16 protein-coding genes are annotated in these 17767 nt (G+C 31.3%); 8 read left to right on the top strand and 8 right to left on the bottom strand.

The window, feature by feature from the left end; translation table 11 throughout:
- Positions 1–21: 21 nt before the first annotated feature.
- Complete coding sequence (locus tag Q0998_RS03395; protein ID WP_299666258.1) at positions 22–1044, top strand: metal-dependent hydrolase; 1023 nt, start codon at positions 22–24, stop codon at positions 1042–1044.
- Positions 1045–1291: 247 nt separating this feature from the next.
- Here the strand turns inward: Q0998_RS03395 and Q0998_RS03390 are convergent, their stop codons facing one another.
- The gene (locus tag Q0998_RS03390) at positions 1292–2491 is read right to left on the bottom strand and encodes an aminotransferase class I/II-fold pyridoxal phosphate-dependent enzyme (RefSeq protein WP_299666255.1); all 1200 of its coding nucleotides are present in this window, start codon (positions 2489–2491) and stop codon (positions 1292–1294) included.
- A gap of 152 nt (positions 2492–2643) precedes the next feature.
- Between Q0998_RS03390 and Q0998_RS03385 the strand changes: the two genes are divergently transcribed.
- Together Q0998_RS03385 and Q0998_RS03380 are read left to right on the top strand one after the other, a co-directional pair.
- Positions 2644–3099 carry an Lrp/AsnC family transcriptional regulator gene (locus tag Q0998_RS03385; protein ID WP_299666252.1) on the top strand — a complete coding sequence of 152 codons (456 nt, stop codon included), beginning with the start codon at positions 2644–2646 and terminating at the stop codon, positions 3097–3099.
- Positions 3100–3136: 37 nt separating this feature from the next.
- Positions 3137–3730, top strand: coding sequence for a type II CAAX endopeptidase family protein (locus tag Q0998_RS03380; RefSeq protein WP_299666250.1), 594 nt, complete (start codon positions 3137–3139; stop codon positions 3728–3730).
- A gap of 104 nt (positions 3731–3834) precedes the next feature.
- Here Q0998_RS03380 and Q0998_RS03375 read toward each other — a convergent pair whose 3' ends face one another.
- The 3 genes from Q0998_RS03375 to rsgA all read right to left on the bottom strand — a co-directional run bounded on the left by Q0998_RS03375 (position 3835) and on the right by rsgA (position 6139).
- The gene (locus Q0998_RS03375; protein WP_299666248.1) at positions 3835–4464 is read right to left on the bottom strand and encodes a YceI family protein; all 630 of its coding nucleotides are present in this window, start codon (positions 4462–4464) and stop codon (positions 3835–3837) included.
- 113 nt (positions 4465–4577) lie between these two features.
- Positions 4578–5030 carry a D-aminoacyl-tRNA deacylase gene (gene dtd / locus Q0998_RS03370; RefSeq protein ID WP_299666245.1) on the bottom strand — a complete coding sequence of 151 codons (453 nt, stop codon included), beginning with the start codon at positions 5028–5030 and terminating at the stop codon, positions 4578–4580.
- A 152-nt stretch (positions 5031–5182) separates the two neighbouring features.
- Positions 5183–6139: a ribosome small subunit-dependent GTPase A gene (rsgA, locus tag Q0998_RS03365; protein ID WP_299666241.1), complete on the bottom strand. Its 957-nt coding sequence runs from the start codon at positions 6137–6139 to the stop codon at positions 5183–5185.
- A 127-nt stretch (positions 6140–6266) separates the two neighbouring features.
- Between rsgA and Q0998_RS03360 the strand changes: the two genes are divergently transcribed.
- The gene (locus Q0998_RS03360) at positions 6267–6908 is read left to right on the top strand and encodes a hypothetical protein (RefSeq protein WP_299666238.1); all 642 of its coding nucleotides are present in this window, start codon (positions 6267–6269) and stop codon (positions 6906–6908) included.
- Positions 6909–7504: 596 nt separating this feature from the next.
- Here the strand turns inward: Q0998_RS03360 and Q0998_RS03355 are convergent.
- The 4 genes from Q0998_RS03355 to Q0998_RS03340 form a co-directional block, all read right to left on the bottom strand.
- On the bottom strand, positions 7505–8587 hold the full coding sequence (locus tag Q0998_RS03355; protein ID WP_299666235.1) for a bifunctional 3-deoxy-7-phosphoheptulonate synthase/chorismate mutase type II: 1083 nt from the start codon (positions 8585–8587) through the stop codon (positions 7505–7507).
- A gap of 19 nt (positions 8588–8606) precedes the next feature.
- Positions 8607–9458 (bottom strand): prephenate dehydrogenase, encoded by an 852-nt coding sequence (locus Q0998_RS03350; RefSeq protein WP_299666232.1) that lies wholly within the window; start codon positions 9456–9458, stop codon positions 8607–8609.
- A gap of 131 nt (positions 9459–9589) precedes the next feature.
- Positions 9590–10732: an aminotransferase class I/II-fold pyridoxal phosphate-dependent enzyme gene (locus Q0998_RS03345; RefSeq protein WP_299666337.1), complete on the bottom strand. Its 1143-nt coding sequence runs from the start codon at positions 10730–10732 to the stop codon at positions 9590–9592.
- A 69-nt stretch (positions 10733–10801) separates the two neighbouring features.
- On the bottom strand, positions 10802–11629 hold the full coding sequence (locus Q0998_RS03340; RefSeq protein ID WP_299666229.1) for a prephenate dehydratase: 828 nt from the start codon (positions 11627–11629) through the stop codon (positions 10802–10804).
- Between the two features lie 500 nt (positions 11630–12129).
- Here Q0998_RS03340 and rpsO point away from each other — a divergent pair, with 500 nt between their 5' ends.
- From rpsO to Q0998_RS03320, 4 genes are all read left to right on the top strand, one after another.
- A complete protein-coding gene (gene rpsO / locus Q0998_RS03335; RefSeq protein ID WP_299666225.1) occupies positions 12130–12399 on the top strand; it encodes a 30S ribosomal protein S15 in 270 nt (89 codons plus the stop codon).
- 237 nt (positions 12400–12636) lie between these two features.
- Positions 12637–14877, top strand: coding sequence for a polyribonucleotide nucleotidyltransferase (locus tag Q0998_RS03330; RefSeq protein WP_299666222.1), 2241 nt, complete (start codon positions 12637–12639; stop codon positions 14875–14877).
- Between the two features lie 178 nt (positions 14878–15055).
- A complete protein-coding gene (folK, locus tag Q0998_RS03325) occupies positions 15056–16180 on the top strand; it encodes a 2-amino-4-hydroxy-6-hydroxymethyldihydropteridine diphosphokinase (protein ID WP_299666219.1) in 1125 nt (374 codons plus the stop codon).
- Between the two features lie 73 nt (positions 16181–16253).
- Positions 16254–17738 (top strand): OmpA family protein, encoded by a 1485-nt coding sequence (locus tag Q0998_RS03320; protein WP_299666216.1) that lies wholly within the window; start codon positions 16254–16256, stop codon positions 17736–17738.
- The last annotated feature ends 29 nt before the right edge of the window (positions 17739–17767 follow it).

Below are 17767 nucleotides of genomic sequence, written 5' to 3'. Positions count from 1 at the left end.
GGTTGACTTACTTTTGCCCTCATGGATTCATTAACACAAATTGTTTTAGGTGCTGCTTGTGGCGAAATTGCGCTTGGTAAAAAAATTGGAAATAGGGCAATATTGTTTGGTGCAATTGGTGGAACAATACCAGATTTAGACGTTTTTATGGGTCGCTTTTTATATAGTAATGAAATTCAAGCGATGGCTTTTCATCGCGGTTTTATGCATTCTATTTTATTTGCCGTTTTAGGAAGTTTTATTTTTGGTTACTTCGTTTACACTATTTATAATACAGGAAAGAGAAAAGAATCTACCACTCCAAAAGATTGGATCTGGCTTTTCTTTTTATCGATATTTACACATCCTATTTTAGATTGTTTTACGCCTTACGGCACACAATTGTTTGCGCCTTTTTCTGATTACAGAATAGCTTTTAATAACATTTCTGTTGTAGACCCTTTATATACGTTGCCTTTTTTAATTTGTATGATTGTGGTTTTATTCTTCAAAAGAACAAATTCAAAAAGATTAAAATGGACAAAAGCAGGAATTTATATCAGTGCTACTTATATGCTATTTACCATTGGAAATAAATTTTATATCGATACTGTTTTCAGAAAATCTTTTAAAAAAGCAGGAATTTCTATCGATCGTTTTTCGGCACAACCTTCAATATTGAATACTATTTTATGGTATGCAGTTGCAGAAACTAAAGATAAATATCATCTTACTTTTTATTCGCTATTAGATAAAAGTGCAACCGCAGATAAGATTATAACCATAGATAAAAATCACGATTTAATTGATATGCGTGATGAAAACTTAAAAACTTTGGCGTGGTTTAGCAACAACTATTATCGAATTTCTAAACAAGAAAAAATAGGCACTTATACCTATACAGATTTACGGTATCCGATGTTAAATCCTGAAGATATAAACACTTCGGTTTTTAATTTTACAATCTTCTTTGAAAATGGCGCTTGGGATATTTTGCCTTTTGATGGAAACCCGCCAAGTAAAGAAGATTTTGCTTTGTTTGTAAACCGTTTGAAGGGAATATAATTGTGGTTATTGGTTATTGGTTATTGGTTATTGGTTATTAAAGCTAAAAAAACTAACGAATCTTGAAAAGAGCTTTTAAATCTTTCATAAACTTCGTTTAATACTTTCAATCAAAAAGCATTTTAATTTCAGTAATGCTCAAGATAAACTAAATAGAAATCTCATAATTAAGATTCTTTCTCATGCTTCGTCAGAATGACATTCATTAAAGTCGTTTAAATTTGAAACTCTAAAGCTGAACTAAAAATCACAAAATATCAACCTCTTTCATACAAGATTTCATCATCTTATAAGTTCTTTCAATATCGTTATCTAAACCAATAGAAAACCTGATTAATCCATCACTTAAACCCATTGCTGTTTGTTCATCTTCTGGTATTTCTGACGATGTTGAACTTCCTGGAGCAGAAAATAAGGTTTTATAAAAACCCAAACTTACGGCTAAATAACCCAAGTTTTTATGCTGCATCAACTCCATCAACTCGTTTGCTTTTTCTAGAGTGCCAACATCAATAGTAAGCATACCTCCAAAACCATACTCAGTATTCATCATCGTTTTAAATAGTTGATGAGAAGGATGTGAAACCAATCCTGGATACACCGTTTTTAAACCATCAGCTTCAAATTTATTAGCTAAAAAAACAGCATTTTTACTGTGCTGTTTCATTCTAATATGCAAAGTTCTCATATTTTTTAAGATAGAGGAAGCTCGTAAACTATCCATCGTGGCACCTAACAACATACTTGCACCATCATTCACGTTTCGTAAATCATTGATAAATTCTTGAGTACCACAAACTACGCCACCAACCGTATCTGAAGAACCATTTATAAATTTTGTTAAACTATGAATTACAATATCTGCCCCTAATTTTGCTGGCGAAACAGAAAGTGGAGAAAATGTATTGTCTACCACTAATTTTAAATTGTATTTTTTTGCCAAAGCTGACAAACCAGCAATATCAGCAACTTCTAGTAACGGATTACTCACAGATTCACAATACAAAACTTTTGTTTTCTCTGTAATTGATGCCGCTACAAGATCTAATCTTGTGATGTCTACAAACGTTGTTTCAATGCCTAATCTTGGTGTGAAATTTTTTAAAAAAGCATAGGTTCCACCATAAATTGTTCTACTAGAAACAATATGATCTCCAGCGCCACACAATTGTAATAAAACGGGCGTAATTGCACCCATTCCAGATGCAGAAACATTTGCCGTTTCTGTACCTTCCATGGCTGCCAGTGCTTCACCCAAATACAAATTTGAAGGTATTGAATGACGTGAATACAAATAACAACCATCTGCGTTTCCTTCAAAAGTATCGAACATGGTTTTTGCCGAAATAAATGTATACGTAGATGAATCTGAAATTGATGGATTTACACCGCCAAACTCGCCAAAATATTGTAAATCTTGAATATTATTTGCTGGATTGAATTTCATGATAGTAGCTTTTTAGATATACAAAGAGACTACTAATTAGAAATAAAATCAATATATTATTTAAAATATAGATTATTTTTCTAAATTTGATTTGATTATTAGTTTTAAAAACTAAAACACCTTCTTTAAACTCCAATTTATAGAAAATTTATATGTTAGATTCCACAGATAAAAAACTCATTAATTTATTACAAAGAGATAGCAAACAAACTACAAAGCAATTGAGCCTTCAACTTAATTTGTCTGTAACAGCAGTGTATGAGCGTATTAAAAAGTTAGAACATCAAAAAGTGATTGAAAAGTATGTGGCCATCATCAATAAGAATAAAATAGAAAAATCGTTTTTAGTTTTTTGTCATGTGAAATTAATTCAGCATTCTAAAGAATATGTAACTACTTTTGAACGTGAAATCTTAAAATTAGAGGAAGTTTCTGAATGTTTTCATGTAAGTGGTGACTATGACTATATTTTAAAAATATATGTAAAAGATATGGAAGAATATAGAAGTTTTATGGTCACTAAACTAACTGCTATAAAGTACATTGGTAGTACACACAGTACTTTTGCCATTGAACAAGTTAAAAATACTACTGCAATTAGAGTTTGACAATATGCGATCTAAAAATTATAAAATTACTGAATTAATGATCATCTTTATCTTGATTCCTTTGAGCTATCTTTTTGAGTATTCATTGGTGATAAAACTAGTAATAGGAATCTTAGGTTTTGGATATATTCTTTTTGTTTTAGTAAGAGTTGAAAAAAACAGGTTCAAAATTGGAAAGCATCTTAAATGGAGACTTTTTTGGAAAAGAATTCTCATCAACTTATTAATTATCGCAATTGTAACTTCAGCTTTTGTCTGGTTTACAAATAAAGAGAGTCTTTTTGCAATAGTTCTTAACAAACCAAAAATATGGATTTTAATTTTATTTTTCTACTCCTTTTTTTCTGTGTATCCTCAAGAACTTATTTATAGAACGTTCTTCTTTCAACGTTATAAAAAGCTATTTAAAAATGATATTTTGTTTATTTTAATAAATGCTTTGCTATTTTCTTTAGCTCATATTTTTTTCAAAAACGCTTTGGTACTATTACTTACTTTTATTGGTGGAATTTTATTTGCACTTACGTACAGAAAAACAAAATCTACACTTTTAGTTGCAATTGAACACAGTATTTATGGTTGCTGGCTGTTTACTGTTGGTATGGGAAGTATGCTTGGGTTTCCTTCTTAGGAATTAATATTATAATATTTTATTTTGCAGAAATTTTAAATAAAAAAAGATCCAAAAATAAAATTTTGGATCTTTTTACTAAAATGAAGTATTTTAAATACTACTTATTTTGTTTTTACGGTAAATGATAACTCCATCAAATCATCGATAAATTTATCTTTTAAATTGTCAAAGAATTTTTTTGACCCATATTTTACATTAAAATCTGCTCTATCAATTGTAAATGTTTCACTTTTAAAAGTAGTAACATCTCCTTCTGTCATTAACATTGCAGGAATTGTAATACTTTTAGTAACATCTTTTAATGTTAAATTTCCGGTTACGTGAAGTTTGTCTTCTTTTTCTTCAACACTTGTAATGACAAATTTAGACATTGGATATTTCGCAACATCAAAAAAGTCTGGTGACGTTAAATGACCTACTAGTTTCGCACCGCCTTTTGCATCTAAATCTTCATTTTTTATAGAAGACATGTCGACTACAAATTCTCCTCCTTCTAAATTACCATCTTCTAAAACTAAAGAACCTTCACTTAACATAATTGTTCCATTATGTGCTCCTGTTGGCTTTGTACCTTTCCAAGTAATTACAGAACTCGTAACATCTACATTGTTTAAATCTGCTACTTTTTCTATGATTACTTCTTCTTTAACTTCTACCTTTTCTTTTTTCTCACCTTTACAAGCAGTTAAAACTGATGCTACAACTGCTAATGTTAAAAATACTTTTTTCATATGATTCTGGATTAATTGGTTTTGGAATTGTTTTCCATGGCAAAGATACAATTCTTTTATTTTCCAAGGGAAATAAAATTCATCTTTTTTAGATATCGTTAAAACGTAATAAGCTACTCTTTATTTTTTGAATCTATAATAATTGTTACAGGACCATCATTTAGTAATGCTACTTTCATAGCTGCACCAAATTGACCAGTCTGTACTTTTTTGCCGATTTCTTTTTCTAAGGATACAACAAAACTATCATACAAAGGAATGGCAATTTCTGGTTTTGAAGCTTTTAAATAGCTAGGTCTATTTCCTTTTTTTGTTGAAGCTTGCAGCGTAAACTGACTCACTACAAGTACTTCTCCATCAACCTCTAAGAGCGATTTGTTCATCACTTTATTTGCATCATTAAAAATGCGCAGATTCGCAATTTTTCTAACCAACCAATTGATATCTTCTTGAGCATCTTCGTCAACAATACCTAATAAAATGAGCAGACCATTTTTTATTGCAGCTACTTTTTTATTATCAATACTTACACTTGCTTTTAAAACTCTTTGAATAACAATTTTCATAACCCCTAAATCCCCAAAGGGGACTTTTATTTTTAAAAATTTTAAATACTTTTAGTATTCACCTATTTGATATGATCTTTTTACTATTCTTAGCCACTTTTCTTATTTTTAGTTTTTCCCCTTCGGGGAAACGTCTGAAAGACAAAGGGGCGCTATTCTTCTTCCCAAACATCTGTTCTAAAGTGTTCTTTCTCTTGTGCTCCTTCTATAATTTGAAGGTAACTTTTGTAACGAGACCAAGAAACTTCTTCTTTTTCTAATGCCTCTTTTACAGCACAATGTGGCTCTTTTATATGAATGCAATTATTGAATTTACAATCATGTTTCAACTTAAAGAACTCTGGAAAATAATCTCCCAATTCGTATTTATCAATGTCTACAACGCCAAAACCTTTAATTCCTGGTGTGTCTATAATTCTTGCATCGAAACTTAAATCGAACATTTCTGCAAACGTAGTTGTATGTTTTCCTTGATTGTGTTGGTCAGAAATTTCTTTCGTTTTTAAATCTAAAGTAGGTTCAATTGCATTTACCAAAGTTGTTTTACCAACCCCTGAATGCCCAACAAACATAGACGTTTTGCCTAGCATTAGGTCTTTAATTTCAGCTACATTTTTATGTTGGGTTGCAGAGACTTCTACACATCTATATCCAATTGCTTCATAAATATCTTTTAGGTATAAAATTTCTGCCCTTTCTTCAATTTCGTAAGCATCTATTTTATTAAAAACAAGTATAACATCTATTCTATAAGCTCTTGCAGAGACCAAAAAACGATCTATAAACGTAGCAAATGTTGGTGGATTATTGATGGTAATCAATAAAAAAACTTGATTTATATTAGAGGCAATTATGTGCGTTTGCTTCGATAAGTTTACAGATTTACGTACTATAAAATTATCTCTATCTAAAATAGTTTTAATAACGCCTACTTCTTCATCTCCTTTTTTTTCTAAATCGAACACAACTTTATCTCCAACAGCAATTGGATTGGTGCTTTTGATATCTTTTATTCTAAATTTTCCTTTTATTCTACACTTGTAAAATGCTCCTTGGTCAGATTTTACGTGATACCAACTTCCTGTAGATTTGTATACGGTTCCAGTCATTACTACAAAGATGCTATTAATTATTTAAATGAAAAAAATAATTCATTTATATCGAAAAATATCCTATCTCATTTATAAGGTTTCTTAAAAATAAAACTATATTCGTTTTGAATTTAAAAAAATGAAAATGAAAAAAATAATTACTTTATTGGCTTTCGTAATTTTTATCACAGTAACAAATGCACAAACAAAACTATATGTGCATCCAGATGCCAAAACCTATGTTGCCAATACTAAAACAATCGCTATTTTACCTTTAAATGTTCAAGTAAAATTAAGACCTAAACAATTAAAAGATTTTACTTCTGAACAAATAATTGAAATGGGCAAAAATGAATCATTAGATATTCAAAAAGCAATGTATTCTTGGTTTCTAACAAGAAAGAAAAGAGGTACTTTACTAGTTGATGTGCAAAATCCTAAAAGAACTAATGCATTACTTCTAAAGAAAGGTATTGATGTGCATTCATATGATGAATATTTGCCAAGTGAATTAGGTGAGATTTTAGGAGTAGAAGTGATAATTACTGGCTCATATGAAACTTCAAAACCAATGTCAAATGGAGCTGCAATTGGATTAGCTGTTCTAACTGGAGGATTATTTGCTACAAATAGTGCAACCATGAATATGGATTTTATGAGTACTACAGATGATGAATTGGTAGTTAATTATCTTAAAAAAGTAAAAGGAACGCTCGGTTCTGATGCACAAGATTTAATTAATGTTTTAATGAGAAAAGTCTCTCGAAGAATTCCTTACACTAAATAATAAAAAGTTATATAAAAAAAACCGCCAATTGGCGGTTTTTTTAGCTGTAAACTGAATGGGAAAAAAGTGTGTTTGCTATTGATTAAAAGACCTTTCGGGTTTTAAAAACATGAAGAGTGTGAATAATTGTAAAAATAATTCAGCATTGAATAAAAGATATAACAAAAAGGCTGACCTCTTTTTTCTGCATGGTAACCAGTAAAAAAAGATGCAGAATTAATATTGATTTATGAAAAATTGCAGTAAAATGAGCCATTTTTATTTTACGACATAGGCAGATAGAAAATACAGCGTTGATGTAGAAATTGACTTAAATTCACAGGTTTTAATGGTTTGATGATAATAACTCCTAAAGGGTTTGAAACCCTTTAGGGGTTGGAATTTCGAACGCACAAAAAACCTCAAAAGGTTTAAAAACCTTTGAGGTTTGCAAAAATTCTAAAAGTAATTTTTAATAACTTTCTCTTTTAGGTTTGCGCTATGCGTTAAGGATTGAGTGGCCTGTTTGAGCTCTTTTTTGTTTTTCTCAAAAAAAGCGAGTAACGAAAGCCTGACTTTATGCTGATTTTTCTTCAGAATAAAGGAACGCTCAAAAATTATCCTTTAATAATTTTTTCTTGATGATTGATAGATTCTTGATGAATTGCTTTAAACATTTTTAAAACAAACTCTTCACTTAGACCTTTATTTTCACCCTCTAAAATCATGTTTCCAAGAATTTCGTTCCAACGTTTTGATTGTAAAACCGCAACGTTTTTCTCTTTCTTTAAAGCTCCGATTTGATCAGAAACTTTCATTCTTTTCCCTAATAATTCGATTAATTGATCATCTGCAACATTAATTTGAGCACGTAAATTATTTAAAGAATCTCTGTAATCTGAATCGGTTTCTGTTTCTTTTCTAATCTTTAAATCTTCCATAATTTGCTTCAAATTTGTAGGTGTAACTTGCTGTGCAGCATCACTCCAAGCATTTTCTGGATCGAAATGAGTTTCTATCATTAAACCATCAAAATTTAAGTCTAAAGCGGTTTGAGATACATCAAAAATCATTTCTCTATTTCCTGTAATGTGAGAAGGATCGCAAATTAAAGGTAAGTCTGGAAATCTATTTTGAAATTCAATGGCCAATTGCCATTCCGGAATGTTTCTGTACTTTGTTTTTTCATAGGTAGAAAATCCTCTATGAATTGCACCTAAATTTTTAATTCCTGCGGTGTATAATCTTTCAATACCACCTAACCACAAAGCCAAATCTGGATTTACCGGATTTTTTACCAACACAATTTTATCGGTTCCTTGCAACGCATCTGCAATTTCTTGCATAATAAAAGGTGAAACTGTAGAACGCGCACCAATCCATAATAAGTCTACATCATTTTCGATTGCTAATTTTACGTGAGCAGCATTTGCCACTTCTGTACAGGTTTTCATGCCTGTTTCTTCTTTTACTTTTTTTAGCCATCTTAATCCAATTTCTCCAACACCTTCAAACATTCCTGGTCTTGTTCTTGGTTTCCAAATTCCTGCCCTAAAATAATTTACATCAGAATCTTTTAATTCGTGTGCAATTTTTAAAACCTGTTCTTCGGTTTCTGCACTACAAGGCCCTGCTATTACTAGTGGATGCTCTAATTTCATGTCATCCAACCAAGTTCTTAATTCTTTTGTATTCTTCATCTTTCTATTGTTTTGGCTTTTAATTTATGCCGTTTAAAATTTGTTTTATATAATTTGTGTTCTCCATTTCGTTAAAAATTTCAGAGAAATTATCTTGTTCCATCAACTTTTTAAAATGTTGTAAATTGTTGATGTATTCTTCTAATGTTTCAATAACATTTTCTTTATTTTGCTCAAAAATGGGTGTCCACATTGCTGGCGAACTTTTTGCCAAACGCACTGTAGATGCAAAACCTGAACCTGCCATATCGAAAATATCACGTTCGTTTTTTTCTTTTTCTAAGACCGTTTTTCCCAACATAAATGCGCTGATGTGCGACAGATGCGATACATAAGCAATATGTTTGTCATGCGATTTTGCATCCATATAACGAATTCGCATTCCTAATTTTGCGAAAATCTCTAATGCTTTTTCCTGTAATTTAAACGCTGTTTTTTCTACTTCACAAATAATGTTTGTTTTGTTTTTATACAAACCTTTTAAAGCTGCTTTTGGTCCTGAAAACTCAGTTCCGGCAATAGGGTGTGCTGCTAAAAAATTCCTCCTTTTCGGATGATTTTCTAATACTTTACAAATCTGTTCTTTTGTAGAACCTGCATCTATAACCAAACAATTGTCATTGATATGCTCTAAAACTTCAGGAATTACCTTTAACTGCGCATCTACAGGAATAGAAATAATTACAATTGCTGCTTTGTCTAAATCTGTAAAAGTTGCTTTTTTATGAATAATACCTAATGCTAAAGCTTCTTCTAAATTGGCTTTATTTGTATCTATCCCGTAAATAATTGCTTTTGGATATTGTTCTTGAATATCTAAAGACATGCTTCCGCCAATTAAACCAACTCCAATTATAAATATATTTTTCATTTAATTTATTTTCAATGGATAAAAACCCTGCTATTGAACATCAATGGGTAAAAATCCATTGCTATTAACATCAACGGGTTAAAACCCATTTCTATTAACATCAATGGGTTGAAACCCATTGCTATTTATTTTTAAAATCTACTTATCGCCTCTCTTATTACTTCTGAGGTTACACACAATGAAAAACGAATGTATCCTTCTCCTTGAGAACCAAAAACGGTTCCTGGTGTAATAAAAATATCTTTATCATATAAAATTGCATCTGTAACTGCTGTAGATTTTTTTCCTTTAGGAATTTTCGCCCACACAAACAGTCCCGTTGAATTTCTATCATAAACACAATTTAATGTATCTGCTAGTTCCCAAATTAAATTTCTTCGATCTTCGTATATTTTATTTTGCTCAAAAAACCAATTGTCAGATAAATTTAAAGCTTCGATTGCACCTTTTTGAATTCCGTAAAACATGCCAGAATCCATATTAGATTTTACTTTTAATATTTCATTAATATACCTCTCATTTCCTAAAACCATACCCACTCGCCAACCTGCCATATTAAAGGTTTTGCTTAAAGAATTCAATTCTAAAGCAATGGCTTTTGCACCTTCAACTTGTAAAATACTAATCGGGTTGTCATTTAATATAAAACTATAAGGATTGTCATTAATGATTAAAATTTGATGCTTTTTCCCAAATGCAACCAACTTTTCAAAGGTTTCTATAGTCGCATTGGTTCCTGTTGGCATGTGCGGATAATTGACCCACATGATTTTTACTTCCGTTAAATCTTGACTTTCTAGTTCATCAAAATTTGGCTGCCAATTGTTTTCATCACTTAAATTATAAAAAAGTGGCACTGCACCTACTAACTTACTAACAGATGTATAGGTTGGATATCCAGGATTCGGAATCAATACTTTATCACCTTCATTTAAAAAAGCCATCGAAATGTGCATAATTCCTTCTTTGCTTCCCATTAAAGGCAACACTTCATTTTCTGGATTTGAAGCTACAGCAAACTTGTTTTTATAAAAGTTAGAAATTGCAGTTCTTAATTCTGGTAAACCTTGATACGATTGGTATTTATGTGCAGTAGCATCCTTCAAACTTCCTTGAATGGCGTCTAAAACAGTTGCCGGTGGTTGTAAATCTGGAGATCCAATTCCCATATTGATAATTGGTTTTCCTTCAGCCATCAATTCTCTTACCTCTCTTAATTTTTTAGAGAAATAATATTCTTGAACCGTATTTAATCTTTTTGCGGGTTGAATCATATTTTTATTATTGTGAATCTGAAACATTTATCCTGAATGTAGTTCAGGAAGTTCAGAACGACGGCGGCGTCATTTTCTACCGTTTTTATAAGTTCCTAAAATTTTGAATTCTTCTGCCATGAGTTCTATAATTGCTTTCGCTTTCTGGTAATCTTTATAATCATCAAAAGTTACATCCACAAAAAATGAATACTTCCAAGGCATTTCTATCACTGGAAGCGATTGTATCTTAGTTAAATTCATCTTACAATCACTTAAAACATTTAAAATTGCGGCCAAACTGCCTCTTTTATGATTTAGTTGAAACTTGATGGATGCTTTATTTATTTGATCAATTCCATTATTAGGTGCATCAGTTTGTACCATTACAAATCTTGTCGCATTGTCTTTTATGGTCTGAATTTCATCTTCAATAACTTCTAAATTAAAAATTTCTGCTGCAATTTTTGGCGCAATGGCAGCAATTCCTTTTAAATTTTCTTTAAAAATTCTTTTAGCAACTTCAGCTGTATCTACATCTTCCACCAATTTTATATGTGGATATTTTTTAAAGAACTCTTTACATTGTAACAACGCCATAGGATGTGACCAAACTTCTTTGATATCGTTAATTTTCTGACCTTTTAGTCCCATTAAATGATGATGAATGTTTAAATATTCTTCACCCGTTATATGTAAATTATGTTTATCAATTAAAGCATAATTAGGTATAATAGAGCCTGCAATGGTATTTTCTAATGCCATAATTCCCAAATTTGCAGAATTATTTAACAAGCTTTCTACCAAGGCATCAAAAGACATGCATTCTTTTAATTGAATGTTGTCTCCATAGAAGTCGCGTGCAACTTTATAATGATTTGAGCCCTCTGCTCCTTGTATGGCAATTATCGTGTTCATTGATGATAAAATGATATCAAAAAAAAAGCCTCGAAGTAAATTCGAGACTTTATATATTTTAAATGCTTGTTAACAACATGATACAAAGTCTCTTCTCTTACTAAAAAAGTAAAAGTAAAAATAGAAACGTACCCAAATATTGTTTAACATCTTTGTGCTCTTTGTTTGTTCTGACAAAACTAAAGATTAAATTTATATAAACAAATATTATATGAAAGAATATAAAAGAATTGGCAATTTGTTAAAAAAGATGCAGTAAAAATGAAAATATTTATGAATTTCTTTAAGAAACTGGAAATCAATCATAAATATCAGAAAATTGATGTCAAATTCTCGTTAAAAATATAATAAACTATTCTGATAATCAACCCGTAAGACCTCAGAATCCTAAAGAAATTACTTTTTAAAAATATAATCTAATAAATAAAATAATAGTATATTTGCACGTTCAATGAAAAAATTTCGTTGACATACATAAAAATCATTTAAATAATATTGGCATGTACTTAACTAAAGAAGTAAAAGAAGGTCTCTTCGAAAAACACGGTAAAGGAAAAAACGATACGGGTTCTTCAGAAGGACAAATTGCGTTGTTTACGCACAGAATTAACCACTTAACTGAGCATTTAAAAAATAATCGTAAAGATTATAATACAGAGCGTTCATTAGTAATGTTAGTAGGTAAACGTAGAAGTTTATTAGATTATCTAAAGAAAACTGAAATCAACAGATATCGTGCGATTATCAAAGAATTAGGAATTAGAAAGTAATTCTTACTAAAAGAGACTCTATAAACGAGTCTCTTTTTTTATAAAAAATCATTTGAAGCTCAGCTTCAAAACAAAAAATTGTTCTTCCTGCGAAAACAGGAATCTAAATAATATTCTCTGTCTCACTAGCAGATTCTATATAAAAAATCAAAAATACCAACAATATTTTTGAATTTCCATTGCAACAACAGATAACAACACAACTACAAACAGTATTAAAAATTAGAATTAAAATTTATGATTCCAAAAGTATTTAGAGAGGTTATAGACCTTGGAGATGGTAGAGAAATTTCTATCGAAACCGGAAAATTAGCAAAACAAGCTCATGGTAGTGTTGTTGTGCAATCTGGAAAATGTATGATGTTGTGTACAGTTGTTTCCAATTATGAGCAAAAAGATCTAGGTTTTTTACCATTAACGGTAGACTATAGAGAGAAATTTGCTGCTGCAGGACGTTATCCTGGTGGTTTCTTCAAAAGAGAAGCGAGACCAAGTGACGGTGAAGTTTTAACAATGCGTTTAGTAGACCGTGTTTTACGTCCGTTATTTCCAAAAGATTATACTGCAGAAACCCAAGTGATGATTCAGTTAATGTCTCATGACGAAGATGTGATGCCAGATGCAATGGCAGGTTTAGCAGCATCAGCAGCTATTCAATTATCAGATTTCCCATTTGAATGCGCCATCTCTGAAGCAAGAGTTGGTCGTATAAACGGAGAATTTGTAATCAACCCAACTAGAGCGCAATTAGCAGCATCTGACATCGATATGATGATTGGAGCATCTGCTGATTCTGTAATGATGGTGGAAGGTGAAATGGATGAGATTTCTGAAGAAGAAATGGCTGACGCTATTAAGTTTGCACACGAAGCTATTAAAGTACAATGTGCTGCTCAAATAAGATTAGCAGAAGCATTTGGTAAGAAAGAAGTTCGTGAGTACGAAGGTGCAAGAGAAGATAAAGATTTAGAGAAGAAAGTTTATGATATGGCATACGATAAAGTATATGCCATCGCAGAAGCTGGATCTGCTAAACATGAAAGATCGGATGCATTTAAGCAAATAAAAGAAGATATTAAAGCATCATTTTCTGAAGAAGAAATGGAAGATTACGGTGGTTTAGTTTCTGATTATTATCGTAAAGCAGAAAAAGCTGCGATTAGAGATTTAACCTTAAATGTAGGTTTACGTTTAGATGGTCGTAAGACTGATGAAATTAGACCAATTTGGTCAGAAGTAGATTATTTACCATCAGTGCATGGTTCTTCAATCTTTACTCGTGGAGAAACCCAAGCTTTAGCAACCGTTACGTTAGGAACTTCTAGAGAGGCAAATAAAATAGACATGCCATCTTACGAAGGTGAAGAAAGTTTTTACTTACATTATAACTTCCCTCCTTTTTGTACAGGTGAAGCGAGACCAATTCGTGGAACCTCTCGAAGAGAAGTTGGACATGGTAATTTAGCACAACGTGGTTTAAAAGGAATGATTCCTGATAGTTGTCCTTATACAGTAAGAGTAGTTTCTGAAGTTTTAGAATCGAATGGTTCTTCTTCTATGGCAACTGTTTGTGCGGGTACAATGGCATTGATGGACGCTGGTGTACAAATGATAAGACCCGTTTCTGGTATTGCCATGGGATTAATTTCTGATGCTGATTCTGGAAAATACGCTGTATTATCTGATATTTTAGGGGATGAAGATCACTTAGGAGATATGGATTTTAAAGTAACTGGTACTTCAGAAGGAATTACTGCTTGTCAAATGGACATTAAAGTAAAAGGATTATCCTATGAGATTTTAGTGAATGCGCTAAAACAAGCGCGTGAGGGTCGTTTACATATTTTAGGGAAAATAACGGAGACAATCTCTTCTGCAAATGAAGAAGTTAAAGAACACGCTCCTAAAATGATTAACAGAAGAATTCCTAATGATATGATTGGTGCATTTATTGGACCAGGAGGTAAACATATTCAAGAATTGCAAAAAGAAACTGGTACAACTATTGTTATTACCGAAGATGCAGTTACTGAAGAAGGAATTATCGAGATTTTAGGAACCGATCCTTCAGGAATTGAACAAGTAATTACGCGTATTGAGTCTATGTTATTCAAACCTACCGTTGGTAGTGCATACGAAGTAAAAGTAATTAAAATGTTAGATTTTGGCGCTGTTGTAGAATATGCAGAAGCACCAGGAAACGAAGTGTTATTACACGTAAGTGAATTGGCTTGGGAACGTACAGAAAACGTATCTGATGTTGTTAATATGGGCGATGTTTTTGATGTGAAGTACTTTGGTTTAGATCCAAGAACTCGTAAAGAAAAAGTATCTCGAAAAGCCTTGTTACCAAAACCAGAAGGTTTTGTAGCAAGACCACCAAGAGATGACAAACGTTCTGGTGGACGTGATAACAGAAGCAGAGACAATCGCGGACGTGATGACAGAAAACCTAGAGAACCTAGAAAAGAAGAGTAATTCTTACTTTTTAAATTGATATAAAAATCGCTAATTAATTTTAGCGATTTTTTTTATGCTTTTTCGTTTCTTTGTAAAATTAAAATTATGTCTGTTCGAAGGTTCCGAAATTTCGGAAGAGAACTATAAAGACAAATTACAACCTCTCGACTCCGCTCGAGGAGACATCGCAAAATAGTTGAAAATTCAAAAAATCACATACTTATCTTTAGGCACAAACCAAGGAAATAAATTGGAAAACCTACAAAAGGCAATTGATCATATTGACGCAAAAGTTGGTGCCATTCATAAAATTTCATCCGTCTACAAAACATCTTCTTTGGGATTTGATGGAAATGATTTTTATAATATTTGTATTGAGGTGTCTACCTACCATACTCCAGAAGTACTATTAACTTCACTTTTAAAAATTGAAAAGGATTTAGGCAGAATTAGAAAAGACTCAAAGGAATATCAAAATAGACAAATAGATATTGATATTTTATTGTTTGGTGATGAAATTATTTTTTCTAAAAAATTAATGGTGCCGCATTCTAAAATGTTACATCGCAAGTTTGTAATGGTTCCTTTAGCAGAAATTGCTTCAAACGTCATGCATCCCATAGAAAAAAAACAAATTGCTGTTTGTCTTCAAAATTGTGATGACTCCTCTGAAATTTCTTTAGTTGATAAAAAATTAATTCGTCCAATTCTATTATCAGAAAAATACAATTACATAGCCATAGAAGGCAACATTGGTGCAGGAAAAACATCATTAGCAAAAAAAATGTCAGATGAATTCAATGCAAAATTAATATTAGAACGTTTTGCAGACAACCCATTTTTACCAAAATTCTACGAAGACAAAGAAAGATATGCTTTTCCTTTAGAAATGAGTTTTTTAGCAGATAGATATCAGCAATTGAGCGATGATTTAGCACAATTCGATTTGTTTAAAAATTGTATTATTTCAGACTATTATATCTTTAAATCTTTAATATTTGCCCAAGTTACCCTTTCTAAAGATGAATATTTTTTATATAGAAAGATGTTTAACTTGATGTATAAAGAAATTACAAAACCAGATTTGTATGTGTATTTATATCAAAACACAGATCGTTTGTTAGAAAACATAAAAAAACGTGGAAGAGATTATGAGCAAAATATTGAAGCCGGATACTTACAAAAAATTCACGATGGCTATAAAAACTTTATAAAAACACAAGAAGATTTAAATTTATTAATTATAGATGTTTCAGAAATTGATTTTGTGAACAATAAAGCTGATTATGACGATATAATTCATAAAATTAAGCATAATTAAAAATAAAAATTATATTTTTGCAGCTCAAATATTTCCCCCATTTTTTATTTAAATAACAATATATCTAAATTAAATGGGGAGATTTTTTTTGATTGCAATATTGTATTGTTTTGCGACAACTACAATATTTGGTCAATTTACTACAGACGAAATTACGTATGGAGATAGAATAGATCTAGAAAACAGCAATAGCTGGGCTGTAGGTGCTGGTTTTAGTAATTTCATTATGCATGGAGATTTGCGCTCTATTGGCACGGGAGACGATACCAACTACTATAATTTTGGCGCATTCGCTTATGTAGATAAAATGTTCAATCCGCTTTTAGGACTTGAAGGAAAAATTTTCTATACGCAAATGTCTGGTGGGGCACAATACTTTTCTACAACAGACCAATACAAAGTTCTTTATACAAAAGACAATGTTGTTTTACAAGATAATATGTATTTTGAAGGAAGTTCTTATGGTGCAGAATTGAACTTAATTTTTAGTTTTACAAATTTATATCAAACTACAGCAAGCAAATGGCATGCTGCTGGCTATTTTGGTTTTGGTTACCATCAATACAATTCAGCACTTTACGAAAGAGAAGAGAACGGACCTGATGAGCTGCTAGTAGATTTTGGTTCAAATCCTGCAAGGAATAGTCAAAATTCGGCAAGCTCTATTTATTTATCTGCTCAATTGGGTATTAAAAGAAGAATTAGCAAACGAGTAGACATAGAGTTTAGATCTGGAATGTACTTTAACTACGAAGATCATTTAGATGCTGCAATTTCTAATAAACAAGATTGGGAGACCTTTTTTGTTTCAAGTATAGGTGTAGCAGTTAAATTAGGTAAGAAAAAAGTTTTTACAATTTGGGGAGAAGAAAAAGACGGAGGCAGAAATAAATTTAAAATTGTAGATACAGATAAAGATGGTGTAATGGATCAATTAGATATTGAGCCTAATACTCCTGCTGGTGTCATGGTGTATGGTAATGGTAAAGCTGTAGATTCAGATAAAGATGGCTTGCCAGATTATAGAGATAGATGCCCTTTAGTCTATGGCCCTGAATCTAACCAAGGATGCCCTTTAAATGTAGATTCTGATGGAGATGGCATTCTAGACAATAAAGATTTATGCCCTGCAACTCCAGGAACTGTAGAAAATAAGGGGTGCCCAAAACAAGAAGTTGTTGTTAACAATGCTAATAATATTAACAGTCAAATTGCTTTATTAGCAACTAGCATTTATTTTGATACCAATAGTGATCGAATTAAAACAGTATCTTTTACAACTGTTGATAAAATAATTTCTTTAATGAAAGAAGTTCCAACGGTTAAATTTATTATTGAAGGTCATACAGACAACAGAAATAGCGATAGATACAATCTATATTTATCTCAAAAAAGAGCCGCCTCTGTTAGAAAATATATGATACAACAAGGAATATCAAATAAAAGATTAGAAGCTAAAGGCTATGGGGAATCTAGGCCTAAATTTTCTAATTGGAATGCAGGTGGAAGACAATTGAATAGAAGAGTGGAAATAAAACCAGTGGGATCTTTAGATTAAAATCAAAACATGAATAAAAAAAAGAGCGA

The organism is uncultured Polaribacter sp., assembly GCF_947501385.1.
Lineage (GTDB): Bacteria > Bacteroidota > Bacteroidia > Flavobacteriales > Flavobacteriaceae > Polaribacter.
The sequence above is the reverse complement of the archived record's forward strand: the minus strand, read 5'-3'. Positions and strand labels throughout refer to the sequence as shown.

Excerpts from the sequence above, each read along its gene's own strand:
- Q0998_RS03395 (WP_299666258.1), top strand. The coding sequence starts at position 22 with ATGGATTCATTAACACAAATTGTTTTAGGTGCTGCTTGTGGCGAAATT.
- Q0998_RS03390 (WP_299666255.1), bottom strand. The coding sequence starts at position 2,491 with ATGAAATTCAATCCAGCAAATAATATTCAAGATTTACAATATTTTGGC.
- Q0998_RS03385 (WP_299666252.1), top strand. The coding sequence starts at position 2,644 with ATGTTAGATTCCACAGATAAAAAACTCATTAATTTATTACAAAGAGAT.
- Q0998_RS03380 (WP_299666250.1), top strand. The coding sequence starts at position 3,137 with ATGATCATCTTTATCTTGATTCCTTTGAGCTATCTTTTTGAGTATTCA.
- Q0998_RS03375 (WP_299666248.1), bottom strand. The coding sequence starts at position 4,464 with ATGAAAAAAGTATTTTTAACATTAGCAGTTGTAGCATCAGTTTTAACT.
- dtd (WP_299666245.1), bottom strand. The coding sequence starts at position 5,030 with ATGAAAATTGTTATTCAAAGAGTTTTAAAAGCAAGTGTAAGTATTGAT.
- rsgA (WP_299666241.1), bottom strand. The coding sequence starts at position 6,139 with ATGACTGGAACCGTATACAAATCTACAGGAAGTTGGTATCACGTAAAA.
- Q0998_RS03360 (WP_299666238.1), top strand. The coding sequence starts at position 6,267 with ATGAAAAAAATAATTACTTTATTGGCTTTCGTAATTTTTATCACAGTA.
- Q0998_RS03355 (WP_299666235.1), bottom strand. The coding sequence starts at position 8,587 with ATGAAGAATACAAAAGAATTAAGAACTTGGTTGGATGACATGAAATTA.
- Q0998_RS03350 (WP_299666232.1), bottom strand. The coding sequence starts at position 9,458 with ATGAAAAATATATTTATAATTGGAGTTGGTTTAATTGGCGGAAGCATG.
- Q0998_RS03345 (WP_299666337.1), bottom strand. The coding sequence starts at position 10,732 with ATGATTCAACCCGCAAAAAGATTAAATACGGTTCAAGAATATTATTTC.
- Q0998_RS03340 (WP_299666229.1), bottom strand. The coding sequence starts at position 11,629 with ATGAACACGATAATTGCCATACAAGGAGCAGAGGGCTCAAATCATTAT.
- rpsO (WP_299666225.1), top strand. The coding sequence starts at position 12,130 with ATGTACTTAACTAAAGAAGTAAAAGAAGGTCTCTTCGAAAAACACGGT.
- Q0998_RS03330 (WP_299666222.1), top strand. The coding sequence starts at position 12,637 with ATGATTCCAAAAGTATTTAGAGAGGTTATAGACCTTGGAGATGGTAGA.
- Q0998_RS03320 (WP_299666216.1), top strand. The coding sequence starts at position 16,254 with ATGGGGAGATTTTTTTTGATTGCAATATTGTATTGTTTTGCGACAACT.